General features: G+C 36.2%; 14 protein-coding genes and 2 pseudogenes. 9 read left to right on the top strand and 7 right to left on the bottom strand.

Translation table 11 applies throughout. The features are described 5' to 3' along the window. Nucleotides 1–97: 97 nt before the first annotated feature. The 4 genes and pseudogenes from UtA1_RS06755 to UtA1_RS06770 all read right to left on the bottom strand — a co-directional run bounded on the left by UtA1_RS06755 (nucleotide 98) and on the right by UtA1_RS06770 (nucleotide 1,691). Nucleotides 98–409, bottom strand: a complete 312-nt coding sequence (locus UtA1_RS06755) for a DUF6220 domain-containing protein (RefSeq protein ID WP_096550481.1) — start codon at nucleotides 407–409, stop codon at nucleotides 98–100. A gap of 115 nt (nucleotides 410–524) precedes the next feature. Further along, a pseudogene (locus UtA1_RS06760) lies at nucleotides 525–911 on the bottom strand (winged helix-turn-helix domain-containing protein); the annotation flags it as partial. Nucleotides 912–1,016: 105 nt separating this feature from the next. Then, nucleotides 1,017–1,382: a hypothetical protein gene (locus tag UtA1_RS06765; RefSeq protein ID WP_096550483.1), complete on the bottom strand. Its 366-nt coding sequence runs from the start codon at nucleotides 1,380–1,382 to the stop codon at nucleotides 1,017–1,019. Between the two features lie 15 nt (nucleotides 1,383–1,397). Then, nucleotides 1,398–1,691 carry a hypothetical protein gene (locus UtA1_RS06770; RefSeq protein ID WP_096550484.1) on the bottom strand — a complete coding sequence of 98 codons (294 nt, stop codon included), beginning with the start codon at nucleotides 1,689–1,691 and terminating at the stop codon, nucleotides 1,398–1,400. Nucleotides 1,692–1,921: 230 nt separating this feature from the next. Between UtA1_RS06770 and UtA1_RS06775 the strand changes: the two genes are divergently transcribed. Together UtA1_RS06775 and UtA1_RS06780 are read left to right on the top strand one after the other, a co-directional pair. After that, nucleotides 1,922–3,124 carry a transposase gene (locus UtA1_RS06775; RefSeq protein WP_096550485.1) on the top strand — a complete coding sequence of 401 codons (1,203 nt, stop codon included), beginning with the start codon at nucleotides 1,922–1,924 and terminating at the stop codon, nucleotides 3,122–3,124. A 207-nt stretch (nucleotides 3,125–3,331) separates the two neighbouring features. After that, a complete protein-coding gene (locus UtA1_RS06780) occupies nucleotides 3,332–3,577 on the top strand; it encodes a hypothetical protein (RefSeq protein WP_096550486.1) in 246 nt (81 codons plus the stop codon). 88 nt (nucleotides 3,578–3,665) lie between these two features. On the opposite strand, the pseudogene UtA1_RS06785 reads toward UtA1_RS06780, so the two are convergent. Further along, nucleotides 3,666–5,022: pseudogene (locus UtA1_RS06785) on the bottom strand (transposase). Nucleotides 5,023–5,543: 521 nt separating this feature from the next. On the opposite strand from UtA1_RS06785, the gene UtA1_RS06790 reads away from it, so the two are divergent. Next, nucleotides 5,544–5,921, top strand: a complete 378-nt coding sequence (locus tag UtA1_RS06790; protein WP_016839245.1) for a hypothetical protein — start codon at nucleotides 5,544–5,546, stop codon at nucleotides 5,919–5,921. Here UtA1_RS06790 and UtA1_RS06795 read toward each other — a convergent pair. Next, complete coding sequence (locus UtA1_RS06795) at nucleotides 5,911–6,447, bottom strand: competence protein ComK (RefSeq protein ID WP_096550487.1); 537 nt, start codon at nucleotides 6,445–6,447, stop codon at nucleotides 5,911–5,913. The two genes, UtA1_RS06790 and UtA1_RS06795, sit on opposite strands and share 11 nt — an antisense overlap. 352 nt (nucleotides 6,448–6,799) lie before the next feature. On the opposite strand from UtA1_RS06795, the gene UtA1_RS06800 reads away from it, so the two are divergent. The 6 genes from UtA1_RS06800 (at nucleotide 6,800) to UtA1_RS06825 (ending at nucleotide 15,446) form a co-directional block, all read left to right on the top strand. After that, a complete protein-coding gene (locus tag UtA1_RS06800) occupies nucleotides 6,800–7,036 on the top strand; it encodes an IDEAL domain-containing protein (protein ID WP_096550488.1) in 237 nt (78 codons plus the stop codon). 262 nt (nucleotides 7,037–7,298) lie between these two features. After that, complete coding sequence (gene uvrB / locus UtA1_RS06805) at nucleotides 7,299–9,281, top strand: excinuclease ABC subunit UvrB (RefSeq protein ID WP_096550489.1); 1,983 nt, start codon at nucleotides 7,299–7,301, stop codon at nucleotides 9,279–9,281. Nucleotides 9,282–9,416: 135 nt separating this feature from the next. Then, nucleotides 9,417–12,284, top strand: a complete 2,868-nt coding sequence (uvrA, locus tag UtA1_RS06810; RefSeq protein ID WP_096550490.1) for an excinuclease ABC subunit UvrA — start codon at nucleotides 9,417–9,419, stop codon at nucleotides 12,282–12,284. A gap of 276 nt (nucleotides 12,285–12,560) precedes the next feature. Next, on the top strand, nucleotides 12,561–13,112 hold the full coding sequence (locus UtA1_RS06815) for an ECF transporter S component (RefSeq protein ID WP_096550492.1): 552 nt from the start codon (nucleotides 12,561–12,563) through the stop codon (nucleotides 13,110–13,112). A 432-nt stretch (nucleotides 13,113–13,544) separates the two neighbouring features. After that, on the top strand, nucleotides 13,545–14,774 hold the full coding sequence (locus UtA1_RS06820; protein ID WP_096552440.1) for a DUF4097 family beta strand repeat-containing protein: 1,230 nt from the start codon (nucleotides 13,545–13,547) through the stop codon (nucleotides 14,772–14,774). Between the two features lie 219 nt (nucleotides 14,775–14,993). After that, on the top strand, nucleotides 14,994–15,446 hold the full coding sequence (locus UtA1_RS06825; RefSeq protein ID WP_016839252.1) for a GNAT family N-acetyltransferase: 453 nt from the start codon (nucleotides 14,994–14,996) through the stop codon (nucleotides 15,444–15,446). Nucleotides 15,447–15,727: 281 nt separating this feature from the next. Here UtA1_RS06825 and UtA1_RS06835 read toward each other — a convergent pair whose 3' ends face one another. After that, a complete protein-coding gene (locus UtA1_RS06835; protein WP_096549658.1) occupies nucleotides 15,728–16,852 on the bottom strand; it encodes an IS4 family transposase in 1,125 nt (374 codons plus the stop codon). Between the last annotated feature and the right edge of the window lie 568 nt (nucleotides 16,853–17,420).

Raw genomic sequence — 17,420 nt, forward strand, 5'->3', positions numbered from 1 at the left:
GATTCCACCTTTTTTATAAAAATAAGTTTTGCAGTATTTATGAATAATTGATATGACACATAAGATAAGAAAACTGCCATAAGAGGGTGTAGTGCTCCTACCCACGGGATACTTGATGTAATATTCGCTGTAAATACATACCAAATACACCAAACATGAGGCCAAATACGTAAAGGTAACCCCAACGTGGTAATTTTCCGAGATAAGCGAATAATAGTAAAAATATTGGAACGTTAAACCCGAATAAATGTATATAAGTTATATGGGATAACCAATGGGTTGGTATTACAAATATCGCCAATCCCGCTGTAAATATTTGAATCGCTACACTAATTAAAAATAGAGCTGCTCCTAGAAAGAATAAGTATCTACTCAATTTTTGAAATTTCGTCACATGTAAATTGTCCAAATCTAAAAACCTCCTTCGTTCTAGGTACTAGAATACAGAGGCATTCTAAAATAACTATTAGCCATTTCTTAAATAGACAAAAAGAAGCCCTAAGAATTTAAGGCTTCTTTTCTACTTAATCATTAAATCGATAGCCGACTCCCCATACCGTTTCAATAAACACTGGGGAGGATGGATCTGTTTCAATTTTTTCTCTAATTTTTCGAATATGGACAGTTACTGTAGAAATATCACCGACAGCATCTATGCCCCATATTCGATCAAATAAATGCTCTTTACTAAATACCCGATTAGGATTAGTAGCTAATAAAGTTAATAAATCGAATTCTTTTGCAGTAAAAATCTTTTCCACATCATTAATAAACACTCGACGGGATTCCTGGTCAATCACCAGCCCCCTTACTCGAATTTCTTGTTTTGGTTGGTGACGGTTTGTTAATCGTTCGTATCGTGCAATGTGGGCTTTAACTCTAGCCACTAGCTCATTAGGATTAAAGGGTTGGGATGTCAGCTCCCTTTCTTACAACTAACTATAATTTACGCTTTAAAGTCTAAAGTTGAAGTAGTGCCTATTTGAATACTCGATTTCAATTCTTTATCGTAGTTTTTATGTTTTTTTTAATTCAAAATATCGTTTTTCAACTTGGTTTTCAATTTCGATTAATATGCTCCATTTTTCAGACAATCCATTTGGCTCTTCTTCCATTAACATAGGTATATCAATTCCAGCTATAGCGTGTCTAGGAGATATACCTTTTTTTCCTATAATAGGTATTTCATAAATACCTACTATTTGTTCTTCTCCATTATGGAATTTAAACCAATGGAATCTTATGAAAGTATCTTGTCGAATTTCATTTAATTGTACTAAGACTTGAATACTCAAATCTGTTGAATAGAATATGTTTTTCTTATTAACAGGTTCAAATTGTTCATTAACATATTCACATAATGTTATTTTTTTTATATACACGAAAGATTACCTCTATTAATCTGTTAGTCCGAAGAATTTAGCAGTATTTCCAGCAGCATATTTTAAAGAGCCAGTAAAAGCTCCATTTATGGCACCTATATTTGCTCCAACTACTGCTCCACCAGTTGCCCCAACTTTAGGTAATTCTGAATTTTTGCCACGCACTGTGCTAAGTAATGTAGCCCCTGCATGTCCTGTTGCCGCACCTATCGCTGCACCCGAAGCTGATTTCTTTGCAATTTCATTTTTTACTGTATCTGGTTCACTCCAACTATTCAAAGTTGATTTTACTTTAGATATTACTGCCATTAAAATCACCTACTGTATAAATTTAACATAAAATTTAAAAAATGTTAATAAATAATTTGTTTTCTTTGAAGTAAATGGTATATTATGTTTGGTATGATATTTGAGCATTTTGCATATTTTTTGACCCAAGAGCCATAAGGATTTCAAAGACATATAAAAGGACTTCACCCCTAAAATGTAGAATTTTTGAAGTGACGAAACAACAAAAAATTCAAAAGGAGGAAGTCACTTTGTATATTCTACAAGAAAGCCTATTTTCCTTTGAAGAACTGAAAAAATTAGAGTCAAAAGAGAAATTACCTATCTTTTTTAGCTCGCTTGATTTACGCCCTTATGCTAAACAGTTGAGAAGTTCTTCACCCCGAGGGGCTGACGGTCATTCCAGAGAAGGGATTCTAAGGGCTCTCATCGCTGCCCCACTCGAAGGCATCGACACCTTTACCGCCCTTCATCATCGATTGGATAAAGACCTTCGTTTCCGTTATCAATGCGGTTTATCGATTGATCGCCCCGCACCGTCTATCTCCACTCTCAGCCGGGTTTTTGCAGCACTTACCAAAAAAAAGCTGGCTGAAAAGATCTTCCTTGACTTGGTACAGTTAGCTCAGGAGGAAGGAATAATTGACGGCAGCCACCAGGCCATCGACAGTGCCGCCATTGATGCCTATGAAAAGAAACAGCCCAAAAAGCGTAGTGAACAAACGGGTAATGCCAATTGGGGCGCAAAATATGATTCCTTCGGCAATAAAATTACCTGGTTTGGCTATAAGATGCATCTTTCAGTCGATACCGCAAGCGAACTGCCAATGGCCATAAAAGTAACCCCTGCCCATGTGAACGATGGAGAAGTCGCACCAGAATTAATCGAGCAAGTGGCAGAGCGTACCAAATCCAAAATTGAATTTCTGATCATGGATGGCGGATATGACCAACTAAAAAACTATGAATCAGCCAAAAACATTGGAGCGCAAGCCATTATCCCGCTCAATTTGCGCAACGAAAAAGAGCCTCCTGAAGGGATTTCTTCCAATGGAACTCCGCGTTGTTCCATGGGTTATGAAATGACTTATTGGGGAGCTGATAAGGACCAGCTCAAGTTCAGATGTCCTCACGCAACCGGCAAAGTGGATTGCCCATTAGGAATGGCAGCCTGTTCATCTTCCAACTATGGAATGGTGGTAAAAGTCGACATCAAAAAGGATGTGCGCCGATATTCCAATCCGCACCGTGATACAAAACGTTGGAAAGAGCTTTACAACGAGAGGACAAGTGTAGAACGCTGTAATTCAAGAATGAAAAGCTACCTTACGTCGAACTCCCTACATGTATGGGGAATTGAGAAAGTAAAGAGCCATATTTACCTGAACGCTATTGTATTACTTGTTTCAGCGCTAGCGATGGCAAAGGAAAATAAAGGGAAGAAAGCCGCTTAAAAAAATTCAATGTGAAAAATTCTGCAGGTATGCCCAAAAACAGGATTATTGTAATATTTTGTAAAATAACATGCTGGTAGCTATTTGTCGAGTGCTTTATTTTTTATACTTTTATCCAAAAAATCTAATTTTGCAAAATGCTCATTTAATAATTAAGGAATAAAAATTTAATGTTTTTATCAGCAAGTTTGATGGAGGCAATATCTGATGGTTACTATTCTTATAGGCATAATATTAATTATTATTGGTATTATTTTAATCCCTGTGGGATATTCTGAATTTAAGAAAGAATTAAAAATGGTAAAAGAAGTATCAAAGATTAAGAGAATATTTGTATATTTTATTACATTTATTGGATTTTTAAGTTTAGATAATTTGTTAGGATGGATATTAAGCTTAGGAATATTATGTATATTAATAGGGGCTGCCTTTATTCTTTTAACAATCTTCTGAATTTCTATATATCTGAATCAATTTCATAAATCATAGTTTTTCTGAAGTATAGAGTACCCCTATACTAAAAACTTCGTTTTTTTTTTTATTATGCAACTTGGTTTTGTTGCTGTAATAAAGCATTGATTCGATCAACTGCTAGTTTGCAGGTATTATAAATTAACGTCACCAGATTGAAATGCATTTTTGCTTTCTTTCCTGTACGATGACGGACATTGTTTAATTGAAAGTATTCCTTTAAATAAGCGTTAACGCGTTCGACTGCTGTACGTTTTTGATAAAGCTGTTTCCATCGTTCTGTCCCACGTGCTGGATAGGTAAATTTACGGATATCTATATCACATTTGATTTTGAAAACTTTTTGGCAAAGGGTGTCTTCTCGTAATGGGCAAGTTGCACATTCCTTTGGACGTGTGAATTTTAATGTATTGTACTTAGCGTCAAAGCTGTCATATTGGTAACTATGTTCACGCACACAGGTTGGACGAAAATGTTCATCGAATCCTATATATTCTCCTTCTCGGCGAACGTTGTAAGGAATCACGACTCGCATGGACTGTGATACGGCTTGACGGTAAGTAGGTTCAACATCATAACCAGCATCAAATATAGCTATTGTAAAAAGTCCGTTTCCTAAGTGATGAAGTTTTTTCAATAATGGAATCGCAGCTTTACAATCACTTAAATTACCTGAGGACATCAAACGAGTGATGATATATTGACTTTTCGTCGAAACAGCTAAATGGGCTTTATAACCAAACCAGAATGTATTTTTTCCTTTACTATTCTTTTTCACACCCCATTTTGGCTCAATCGGTACATCCTTCCAAAGGGTTTCTAATGGGATATCCAGCTGTTCTTTCAGTTCTTTTTCATAGGTTGATTGATTTCCTTTTTTCTCTACTTGTTCGGCTAACCAAACAGCTCGTTCAGCTTTAGTTTTACGACCACGTTTTTTAGGAGTTTTAGGTGCTTTCTTTTCTGATGGTGTGAAAGCATCACGAGCTTCAAAGTGACTCGCATCGATGGCGACATGTTCATCATGTAGAAAGCCTTCCAACATTGCTGTTTTGATGAGTGTATCGTTCATTTTAATCTAGCACATCTGATTCACTAATGACTTGAATCATGCGTGAATAAGAGCTTTCAGATGGTACGACATCAGACACAAGGAATCCACAGTCGAAACGAAATAAAGGATCATGGACCAAACGTTTGACTAAATCCTTGATAGTCGGAATACGTTCGACAATACGTATAATCAGCGATTGAATCATTGCACCATCATTCCATTCACGTGGTGCACCTTTCAATGTCTTTTTAGAAAACAATTGAAATATAGGCTGAATGTCGATCACACTAAAAATGACATCATAACGATGGGAACTTTCCATTTCTAATAATTGATGGATGTCAAAAAGAGAAATTTGTTTTACGATAGTCATAGGGTACTCACCTCTTTCGTATGGTTTGTTTGGTTACTTACCATTATAACGAAATTTGGGGAGGTACCCATTTTTTATTGTCTTGAATCCCTTGAACATCAAGGGGTGAGAATTATGAAATTAACTCCATTGTGTATTTTTTCGGGTATAAGTCTTTTAGTGAGAGAAACTTTGACGATGTTTTTATTCCTCAAGGATTGTTATAGATAAAAAAAATCCGATTGGTTGCATCGTTGCCAATCGGAAATGAAAAGGGTTTTGCAATTACTCCTTTATATAATGAAGTGCACTCATCAGAAATCATATCCTGATTCAAGCCTTTAAATAATTTATAAGCTTGAATGAACTGGATACAATTTCTTTATTTACTATATTTTTTAACTAATTTCACCGATTTTGTCAATAGCTGAGTCAAATTTTTTTATAAGTCATTGCATTTTTCTTACGAAGATGTATTATAATATTAAAAGAACATACGTTCCCTTCTTGATAATCATTAAATTTAGTAGGGAGGAGTTTTTGTGGCGCATATTCCCATTGAAGCTGTCCCGTATTTGGAATCAGCCATCTATTTACCGATGCTGCTCATCGTTTTAGAAAAAGATTACGAGTTAATAGAGCATGGACAATTTAAGCTAAAGCGCCCTTATGTCCACTTAATTGAAGAAGCAAAAAAATTGGCACAAAGAGATTTACAAGATGTAAAAGCATATTTAAAAAGCCATTATTTAAAAGTTGTCCAAGGTGAAAGAGATGAATTATTTACTGAATATCATTTTCATTACAAACAAATTTTAGAGGTTAGACGATATTCGAATATTCGGTTGAGAAATCGGGTTGAAGAATTGCTAAATTTGTACTTAAATAAGGCATCACAAGCACATTCAGCTATTCAATAATTGCATTTTCTTTTTCTTTAGCAATCTGTAGAAGGCTTAATTCCTTATGAATGGCTTCCCTTTGTTTCAAAGCGAATTTCAGAAGCATTGTTGCGCATACGTATTGAGTGCAAAAAGAAGGATAGTGTATTGGTAAAGTAATTTCATAATCATTTTTTAAAGTTATGATTGTACTATCTTCACATTTTTGTATGTTGATAATCGCGTGCTGAGCTATCCAAATATTTTTAGAAGAATAGGGTGATAAGAGCGGGAAAAAGGCGTAAGGTTGATCATAAGACAAAACGATTGGAAGTTTGTGCTTCTCCTTACCAAAAAACCTTTTTGAAAAGTCTGTTGATGCTTTGTAAGTAGTACCTAATTTTTTTAAAGTATCACCCACAAGCTTCAAAGGTTTTTTGTCAACGTAAAAAATGCCGAATTTGTCATAGACAAGCGAGCAATGTTTTCCCTTATGCTCTACAGGTTCAATTAAATACGTGTTAGGAGTTATATAGTACCAATCAATTACCTCTGTATCTACCATAAAATTCACCCTTTCTAAAAAATTGGAAATTTCATAGTCTTATTATCATAATAATGAGAAAACGGAATAAAATCAATAAAAATTTGGAATATACAGAAAAAACTGACAAAATTTATTTTTGGGCGTTTTTTGGCGTCCAAAATTTAATTTTCACCCCTTTTCTAACGTTGGATGGAGGCAATATTCAAAAGGGTATAAATAATTGTACACACAAGTAATTTTCACACCTAAATGATATGGGAAATAAAGTAGAATTTCCTAATATTATACTGTGGGAGTTTTATTTTTCTAAATATATTGAAAATTAACCCCTGATTTTTTATAATAGAAAAAAGGAATCGGGGTGATGTCGATGGATAAAAATAATTCATACGCAGATTTTAGTGCAGCAGGTTCAAATCCAGTAGTAAACGATTCTGAAAAATTGTTAAATGAGATTTACGTAGATTTGTTTTTAAACAGATTACAAAGATTACATCGTATTGAGCAATTAAGGGAATTCATCGATCAAGCATTGGATGAAAGAAATGAAGAAGCATTTCATAAGTATACGCAAGAATTAATTGAATTACAGGAGTCATTGAATTAAGCATTTCCCATAAAAGAGAAGTCGTCTATTGCACAAGTATACAAGCTGTGCAAAAGGCGACTTTTTTTGCATTTCCAATACAATTTTTTTGAAAATTCCTGTGCTTTTGTGAGAAAAATAGTCGTTGTGAGATTCACAATTACATCCAAAAAATGTTATCTAGGTGTACTCAATTTCAGAATATACGTTCGAAAAATAAATGATATTTACAATTGGATATGCTAAAATAATCATACGATCTATTGGGAAAGGACGATTGACTATGGCCGATACTTTTGAACTACATTCTTCTTATAAGCCGAGCGGGGATCAGCCACAAGCGATTGAAAAGCTTGTCCAAGGCATCAGAGAAGGGAAAAAGCATCAAACGTTGCTCGGGGCTACAGGAACTGGAAAGACTTTTACGATTTCGAATGTCATTAAAGAAGTTAATAAACCGACGTTGGTCATTGCTCATAATAAAACACTAGCCGGTCAATTATATAGCGAATTCAAACAATTTTTTCCGAATAATGCTGTAGAGTATTTTGTTAGTTACTACGACTATTATCAACCGGAAGCGTATGTGCCTCAATCGGATACATACATCGAAAAGGATGCCAGCATCAACGACGAAATCGATAAACTCCGACACTCTGCCACGAGCGCATTGTTCGAAAGAAGAGATGTCATCATCGTCGCATCGGTTTCTTGCATCTATGGCTTAGGTAATCCAGATGAATATCGCGAGTTAGTCGTATCAATTCGTAAAGGAATGGAAATTGAGCGTAACCAGCTGCTCCGTCGACTAGTAGATGTTCAATATGAAAGAAATGATGTGAATTTTCAACGGGGAACGTTCCGAGTACGTGGAGATGTTGTGGAAATTTTCCCAGCCTCCCGAGATGAGCATTGCATTCGCATCGAATTTTTCGGTGATGAAGTAGATCGTATCCGAGAGGTCGATGCATTAACAGGAGAAATTATAGGAGAACGAAACCACGTAGCGATTTATCCTGCTTCCCACTTCGTAACTCGGGAAGAAAAAATGAAAAAGGCCATTGAAAACATCGAGAAAGAACTAGAAGAACAGCTTGAGAAATTTAGAGCGGAAGGAAAACTGTTAGAAGCACAACGTTTAGAACAACGAACAAAGTATGACTTGGAAATGATGCGTGAGATGGGCTTCTGCTCGGGAATTGAAAACTATTCCCGTCACTTAACATTGCGTGAGCCAGGGGCAACTCCGTATACGCTGCTTGACTACTTCCCTGATGATTTTTTAATCGTAATCGATGAAAGTCACGTTACATTGCCACAAATTCGGGGAATGTATAATGGTGACCAAGCACGGAAACAAGTATTAGTAGATTATGGTTTTCGTCTGCCTTCAGCATTAGATAACCGTCCGTTGAAATTTGAAGAGTTTGAAAATTATATTCATCAAGCCATTTATGTATCCGCAACTCCTGGCCCATACGAGAAAGAGCATTGTTCCGAAATGGTGGAACAAATTATTCGACCAACTGGGCTTCTTGATCCAACAATTGACGTTCGTCCAATTGAAGGACAAATTGATGATTTAGTGGATGAAATTCAAAAACGCGCGAAGAAGAATGAGCGAGTACTTGTCACAACATTAACGAAAAAGATGGCAGAAGATTTAACGGATTATTTAAAAGAGATGGGAATTAAAGTCGAGTATCTTCACTCTGAAATTAAAACTCTCGAGCGAATTGAAATCATTCGTGAACTGAGAAAAGGTACCTTCGATGTGCTTGTGGGCATTAACTTATTGCGAGAAGGGCTGGATATTCCAGAAGTTTCGTTAATCGCCATACTCGATGCCGATAAAGAAGGATTCTTGCGTTCGGAAACATCTTTAATCCAAACGATAGGACGAGCAGCACGTAATGCAAACGGACATGTTATTATGTACGCGGATACGATAACAGATTCGATGAGAAAAGCAATTGAAGAAACAAAACGTCGTCGCTCCATTCAAGAAGCTTATAATAAAGATCACGGTATAACACCAAAAACGATTCGAAAAGAAATTCCTGAACTTATTCGTGCAACACAGACAGCAGAAGTAGAAGAAAAATATATTACAAAAGTAACGAAAGGTAAGAAATTAACGAAATCCGAATTGGATAAACTGATTGCAGCCCTTGAACAAGAAATGAAAGAGGCTGCGAAAGCATTGGATTTTGAACGCGCAGCTGAATTGCGAGATACAATTTTTGAATTAAAAGCAGAAAGGTGACAGACCACCGCCAAAAGCTTCACAAATTTGGGATTGCCAGTGGAAAGATGAATTTCCCGTACTGCTTTAAGTCTCACTACTTTAAGTGAAAAAGGTGCTGCACAATATACATTTGAATTTAGAAAGGTGACGAGTGTGGAAAATAAACAAATTGTCGTGCGAGGGGCACGTTCACATAACTTAAAAAATATTGATGTAACGATACCGCGGGATCAACTTGTTGTCTTGACAGGACTTTCGGGTTCCGGTAAATCATCGCTTGCTTTTGATACGATTTATGCAGAAGGGCAACGACGATATGTAGAATCATTATCCAGCTATGCCCGTCAATTTTTAGGGCAAATGGACAAGCCAGATGTTGATTCCATTGAAGGTTTATCACCGGCAATTTCCATTGACCAAAAAACAACAAGCCGTAACCCTCGTTCAACTGTAGGGACGGTTACGGAAATCTATGACTATTTGCGATTATTGTTTGCTCGGATTGGGAAGCCTGTTTGTCCAACTCATGATATTGAAATTACATCGCAAACGATTGAACAAATGGTTGACCGTATTATGGAATATCCGGAGCGAACTAGAGTGCAGCTACTTGCTCCGGTGATTTCCGGGAAAAAAGGGACTCATGCCAAACTCATTGAGGATTTGAAAAAGCAAGGATTTGTCCGTGTTCGAATCGATGGAGAATTGCGCGATTTAGACGATCATATCGAGCTAGATAAAAATAAAAAGCATAATATTGAAGTTGTCGTTGACCGAATTGTTGTAAAAGAAGGCATTGAAGTACGATTAAGCGATTCTCTCGAAACAGCCTTAAAACTTGCAGATGGTCGTGTGATTGTCGATGTAATGGAACATGAGGAACTATTATTTAGCGAACATCATGCTTGTCCGATATGTGGCTTTTCCATTGGGGAATTAGAGCCTCGCATGTTTTCATTCAATAGTCCTTTTGGGGCATGTCCTGAGTGCGATGGGCTCGGTTCCAAATTAAAAGTAGATATCGATTTATTGATTCCCGATTGGAATAAAACATTAGAAGAAAATGCTATAGCTGCTTGGGAATCATCAAGTTCCCAATATTATCCACAATTGTTGAAAGCGGTATGTAAACATTTCAATATTCCAATGGATGTGCCGGTATCCCAACTGTCGGATGAACAAATGGATATTATTTTATACGGTTCAAAAGATGAAAAAATCCACTTCCATTATGAAAGTGAATATGGCAGCGTTCACAACAAAGAAATTGTCTTTGAAGGAGTCGTTCACAATATTGAACGTCGCTATCGAGATTCTTCATCGGATTGGGTGCGTGAAACGATGGAGAAATTCATGAATGAGCAGCGATGTTCATCATGTAAAGGGCAACGACTAAAAAAAGAAAGCCTTGCTGTAAGGATTGACGGAAAAAATATTGCGGAAGTGACAAATTTATCTGTAGCGGAACTCTATAATTATTTTCTTAATATCCAATTTTCAGAAAAAGATATGCAAATTGCCCGCTTAATTTTAAAAGAAATTAAAGAACGTCTAGAATTTTTACTAAATGTCGGCTTGGAATATTTAACATTAAGCCGCACAGCAGGAACATTATCCGGCGGTGAAGCGCAACGCATTCGTTTGGCGACGCAAATCGGTTCTCGGTTAACAGGCGTCTTATATGTGCTGGATGAACCGTCCATTGGTTTGCATCAGCGGGATAATGACAAATTAATTAATACGTTAAGAACGATGCGCGATATTGGTAATACGTTGCTTGTTGTAGAACACGATGAAGATACAATGCTTGCTGCAGATTATTTAATTGATGTCGGCCCTGGTGCTGGTTCTCGCGGTGGAGAAATTGTGGCAGCGGGAACACCTGAAGAAGTGATGAAAAATGAAAAATCCATTACTGGACAATATTTGAGCGGTAAAAAATTCATCCCTCTTCCTCGTGAACGAAGAAAGCCAGATGGTCGAAAAATTACAATTAAAGGCGCCGCTGAAAACAACTTAAAAAATATTAAGGTAGACATTCCATTAGGTATGTTTGTGGCGGTAACAGGAGTCTCAGGCTCTGGCAAGTCGACATTAGTCAATGAAATTTTATATAAAAAACTTGCACAGGATTTAAACCGTGCAAGAACAAAACCAGGGAAACATAAAGAAATTACGGGACTCGAGCATTTAGACAAAGTGATTGATATCGATCAGTCGCCAATCGGCCGTACACCTCGCTCCAATCCAGCAACATATACAGGGGTATTTGATGATATTCGTGATGTTTTTGCAGCGACTAATGAGGCGAAAGTGCGGGGCTATAAAAAAGGCCGCTTTAGCTTCAACATTAAAGGAGGCCGCTGTGAAGCTTGTTCCGGCGACGGAATTATTAAAATTGAAATGCACTTTTTACCGGATGTGTATGTACCATGTGAAGTGTGCCACGGAAAACGATACAATCGAGAAACATTGGAAGTAAAATATAAAGGCAAAAACATTGCAGAAGTTTTAGATATGACCATTGAAGAAGCAACCGTGTTCTTCGAGAATATTCCAAAAATCCATCGAAAGCTGCAAACACTTGTAGATGTAGGACTAGGTTATATGAAATTAGGACAACCTGCCACAACGATGTCTGGAGGAGAAGCACAGAGGGTAAAGCTAGCTTCTGAATTGCATCGTCGTTCGACAGGTAAATCCTTCTACATTTTAGATGAGCCAACAACAGGGCTTCATGCAGATGATATTGCAAGGCTTTTAACAGTGTTGCAGCGCCTTGTTGATAATGGGGATACGGTTCTTGTGATTGAGCATAATTTAGATGTAATAAAAACGGTAGACTATATTATCGATTTAGGTCCAGAAGGCGGAGATAAAGGGGGCACAGTCGTAGCAACTGGTACACCTGAGGAGGTTGCAGCCCATGAAAATTCCTATACAGGTCAATATTTAAAGCCTATTTTAGAGAGAGATCGTAAAAGAATGGAACAATTATTGGCGCAAATTGCGGATCAGTAAGCAAATAAGCTAGATATGAATAAGCAGCTCAAACGATGATAACGTTTGAGTTGCTATTTTTTTCGTTTGGTAAATGTGAATGCAACGTTGGCAAACGTCTTATTAAGCAAGTGCATTTTTCTTTGAATTTAATAATCAAAACCAAAAACGACGCTTACATAAAAATACTTGCAAATCAAACTGACCTTGTAGTTTTTATAATAATTGACACTTTTATAGGTGCCAATCTTCTGCTAATGTAATGATAAATTTTATTACATCAGAGGGGTTGAAAAAATGCAGAAGACAAATACTCTTTCAAAACAACGTGGAAAAACGACCGATTTAGTCATTCAAGCAATGTTGGTTGCATTAGTTTTCATTTCTACGATATTTTTGAATATTAAGTTGCCCATTGCATCAAATGGAGGTCTAGTACATTTAGGAACTGCAATGCTATTTATTGCTTCTATCTTATTTGGTCCAAAAAAAGGTGCAATTGCGGGTGCTGTCGGCATGGGGCTATTTGATCTCGTTGGCGGATGGCTTGTTTGGGCTCCAATTACAATTATATCTAGAGCTTTACAAGGGTATATTGTTGGAAAAATTGCTTGGTCAAATGGAAGCCGTGGAGATAGCCTTGCTAAAAATATCATTGCAACGATTGTATCCATTCCTGTGATGGTGGGGGTATATTACATCGGTGAAGCGATTATGTTTTCAAGTTTCATTATGCCGCTAGCTTCTATTCCAGGCGATCTTGTACAAAATGGAATCGGCATAATCATTGCAATTCCAGTTTGCATGGTACTGAAAAAAATTCCTTATTTTGCTTCAATTACTAGATGATGAATGGCCGATATTGTTATGACATTGGCCAAAATAGAATCCAAAGTGGCTAATAACTTTCAAGAAATGGCCAATATAGCAAAAGCAAAAGTAGCATTTTTTTCGAAAGGCAAATAAATTTGGGAAAGTGGCCAATTTTTTAACAACGAAGTAGCAATAACTGACAAGGTCTCAAAAGCAGAATCTACAAGTGTAGTTTTTCAGGAGCGCAATTTCATGATTCGAATTCAATAATATTTCTATTGAAGTAAGAGGAAAACCCACAAAATAATGTTCAAAACTTCACTAGAAAATTTCAAATTTCATAGAATAATGCCTCTCAAAATCGTTCATCATATCGTCATGCATTCCAAAGAAAACTTGATGAAAAAAGAAACTTTTTTGGGAATTCTAACGTATAAATGGTATAGAACAAAGAGGGAGGCAGTAATTATGGATAATGAACGTAAGCGGATTATTAAATTAGTTGAAGAAGGTGCCATCTCTGCGGAAGAAGCTATCACTTTACTTGAAGCGTTAAATAAAAAACAAGATTCAGCAACACAGACTCAATCTCAATCCAGCGCAGTTTCATTACCACTTTCCAATGAAGAACAAAGTCACAAATCTCAACAGCAATCTACTACTGATCATTCCCAAAAAACAACTGGATTTGAAGATATTTTTGGGAAAAACTTTAACAACAAAGAATTTAATAAAAAGATGGATGAGTTCATGAACGAAATCAAAGAAGATTTGACCGAGTTTTCAAGTCGTTTAATGGGCGTATTTGGGACAACGTTAAAAAAACTGAAAGATTTTGACTTAGATTTCCCATTGAACAATACAAAAATTGATTTTGAAAAGCAATATTCCTTTAATGGCAATGAAGTGAGAGGAATTCAAATTGAAATTCCAAATGGGAAAGTGGAAGCTGTACGTTCTGAAACAAGTGAGTTGAAAGTGGTTGCCAAAGTAAAAACATTCATGATCGATAATGATGAAGAGCAAACAATCGCTGCATTTGAACGGGAGTTCGTAGAATTTGAAGATGGAAAACTAGAATTAAAATGCTCATCTAAATTAACGCAAGTAAATGTACGTATCATGATTCCTGAGAAAGAATACGACATTGTGTTAATGAAACTACTGAATGGCGGCGTTTCCATCAATGAGTTAAATGCTAAACTTGTGAAAATCCGCACTTATAATGGCTCAATTAAATATATGGATGGACAATTTGAAAATGCCGATGTGCAATCCGGAAATGGTGCCATTGAAATTGTTCGCGTAAAAGGTGAAGATTTAGAAGTTCAAACAGTGAATGGCCGAATTTATGTAGACGGAGAACTTCGAGAAGTAGAAGCGGAATCAGTGAACGGAGCAGTTATCGTGACAACCAATGATAAAAATGCTCGAAAAGTGAAGGCACAAACCGTTGCAGGGGCAGTGGAGCTATATGTTCCAAAAACGGTTTCAATTAACGGATCTGCAACAACAAATGTAGGGAAAGTAGATCTTGGTCTATCAGATGTGATGACACGAATAGTTGAAGATCAATTCCTTACGAAAACAGTGCATTTCGATAAGATTATCGAAAATGCCCCTGTATTAAAAATGACTGGTGAATCCCGCACAGGAAGCATCATCATTCGATATACAACGATAGGCGGGGAATCCTGATATTTTCAGGGTTCATGGCCTTTTTTATCATAAGCCCTAACAGAATGTTTATGGATCCAATAAAAGTAAGTTCAAATAGGAAACAAAAGAAATCCTTCGATTTTGAAGTGAAAAAAATAGACTGGTACCCATGAGAAATTGATAAGTAATGGGGGACAATATGCTGAAATATATAGGTTACGAGCTCAAAAATATAAATGATAGGAGAGTAGAAATAAATTGAGTATAACAGAGCTGAGAGTTTTTAGAGAGAGTGATATTGTAACGATTAAAGGATGGTTTGAAGATGCAGAAGTTCAACGTCGTTTGGAAGGCATGCAACCGCTATCCGAGTGGTATAATTATGTCGCAAGTAAAGAAGATTACCAAGTGTGGACGGCACTAGATGAAAATAAACAACCTATTGGAATCGTCATGGTAGAGCAAGAATCAAATTATGTTGGTTATATAGCGCTTGTAATTAACCCGATTTTGCGTGGCAAAGGATATGGTAAAGCCTTAGTAAAAAAAGTAATGTCTTTACCATCAACTCAATCTATTAAAAAATGGATTGCAAACATTGAGACAGATAACATTGCTTGCTTAAAATGTTTTGAATCGGTCGGATATTCATTTGAAAATTCGATACCGGATGAAGATGGTTATTATTCGCTTATTTATATCTCTAATTAAGTGGGGATAACGCATTTTAAAATTATAAATTCATACTGAAGGTGTTCAACTCACCTATTACCATATACATGCTCATCAGTATTTTAACCCAAAAGTCAGCCCAAACTTGTCCTGAAATCAAATATTCATTTTCATTCACTACCGTCGCATAAATGATGTCTGAATTTTCAGTTTTATTTTTTCTGGACTTTAGAGAAAAAACGAAAACACCTAAGCGAGGGTAGTAAACATCCATTTTTTTACTATAACCTATGACTTGTGCAACAACGACTGGCAAACCTTTATGGGACGCCGTTTCCTTCGATTTTTCGTAACCAAATGTGAGCGGATTTCCACAAAGAAGCCTTCAAATAGCGACTAATTTGTAAGTAACTCCGTTCGCTATTCGTGTTCAACTGAGCTAAAACATTCAGACAGTACACTATCATGGCTACGTACACTTGATTATGTACAGCTTGTTCACTGTGACCAAAAAACTTTTTAATGTTCAGGTGCTGCTTCATCCATTTGAAGAACAGTTCAATCGCCCAGCGTGACTTGTAGATTTCAGCGATTTCAACTGCACTTAAATCAAAACGATTTGTCAGTAAATGAAGCTCATTTCCTTTTGTATCATGCAATTTGAGTAAGCGAAACACGTTTTCAGAACGATTTTGTGGTGTCCCAATGACAACCATTTCATCAGAGAATATGGGTGAATCTTCTGGTAACGAAAAGGATTCTAACACTCGGACAACAGCGTTTTTACGCAAACGGGTCACAAAGAAATAGCCATCTTCCGTCATTTGATCAAAGCGCCCATAATCCAAGTAACCACGATCAAACACGTACATGCATTCTTTGTCATCCACGAATACTTCTAGTTGACCACGATCATGTTCGTTGGCATTCGTGAGTACGGCTTTATCTGGATAGGAGAGTCCTTTTTCCATAAAAACAAGTCGTAAGTGAAGCTTTACTCCTGATTTTGTTTTTCGAAACTCTGCCCACTTATGATTGGTCAAATTAAGCGGTAATGTACTCGAATCAATGATTTTCAAAGGCGTTGTCACTTTTCTTCTTGTTTGGAAATTGGTTTTCCGATGAATTTGTGCCACTAAATCGAGAAAAATCGATTGAAAGAAAACCGTTGGAATGGCGTTGATTCGTCTCCCTAACTGTGAAAAACTAATCGATTCCAATCCCGTTGCTCGTTGTAATTCTTCTAAAAAGACAGCGTCACTCAACGCCCGTAAACTCTCGGTTTCATGGAGTTGGGCATACAAAAGCAGTTTCATAAATGAAGCCATATAAAGCTTCTTGGTATAGTGATTTAATTGATGTGTTTTCACTAGGTCGTCAAATAATGGACGATTAATCGGTGAAAACCATTGTTCAAATGATGTTTTTCGTGTATACTTATCCATGGTTTTATCCTTTGTATTGGATTTGGATGGTTTACTACCACCCAACCATTATAAAGGATTTTTTTGTGTTTAGATTATATTTCAGAAAATTCGGTTTATTTGAAGGTGTTAAATTATTTTAATGCGACGCTAGTGATTTTCATTTTTAATATAAAAACCTAAGTAAACATGGTTCAAACCTTGATATACAATATTTCTCGTGATTTTAATAACTACAATAGCTAAGAATCCTAAAGTTTCAAGGGTTCTTAGCCCTTTTTTATTTAGTCTACCTATAGCTTATATGGGAGGAAAACACAAAATGGTATGTAAAAAAATGAATTGCTCATTTATAAAATTTTAAGAGTAAGCAAATATTTTTTTTAAAAGTAGTGAAACAATTTCTTCTTAAAAATTTCTCGAAAAAGATCGAACATATGAAATCTATTCGATAAATTATTAATATTTTTTTGAAAATAGAAGGATTTTTTTTATTGATTATTGAATTAAATTTTTTGGTGCTTGCTTTTTTTGCTAGTTTATTAGGAAATTGGTAAGTTTTGTTGAGGAATGAAACGAAAATGTAAAA

Origin of the sequence: Ureibacillus thermosphaericus (assembly GCF_002370195.2) — a bacterium.
GTDB lineage: Bacteria > Bacillota > Bacilli > Bacillales_A > Planococcaceae > Ureibacillus > Ureibacillus thermosphaericus.

Bases quoted from the DNA above. Each gene is read 5' to 3' on its own strand.
- UtA1_RS06770 (WP_096550484.1), bottom strand. From the start codon at position 1,691: ATGGCAGTAATATCTAAAGTAAAATCAACTTTGAATAGTTGGAGTGAA.
- UtA1_RS06780 (WP_096550486.1), top strand. From the start codon at position 3,332: ATGGTTACTATTCTTATAGGCATAATATTAATTATTATTGGTATTATT.
- UtA1_RS06795 (WP_096550487.1), bottom strand. From the start codon at position 6,447: ATGGTAGATACAGAGGTAATTGATTGGTACTATATAACTCCTAACACG.
- UtA1_RS06800 (WP_096550488.1), top strand. From the start codon at position 6,800: ATGGATAAAAATAATTCATACGCAGATTTTAGTGCAGCAGGTTCAAAT.
- uvrB (WP_096550489.1), top strand. From the start codon at position 7,299: ATGGCCGATACTTTTGAACTACATTCTTCTTATAAGCCGAGCGGGGAT.
- UtA1_RS06815 (WP_096550492.1), top strand. From the start codon at position 12,561: ATGCAGAAGACAAATACTCTTTCAAAACAACGTGGAAAAACGACCGAT.
- UtA1_RS06820 (WP_096552440.1), top strand. From the start codon at position 13,545: ATGGATAATGAACGTAAGCGGATTATTAAATTAGTTGAAGAAGGTGCC.
- UtA1_RS06835 (WP_096549658.1), bottom strand. From the start codon at position 16,852: ATGGATAAGTATACACGAAAAACATCATTTGAACAATGGTTTTCACCG.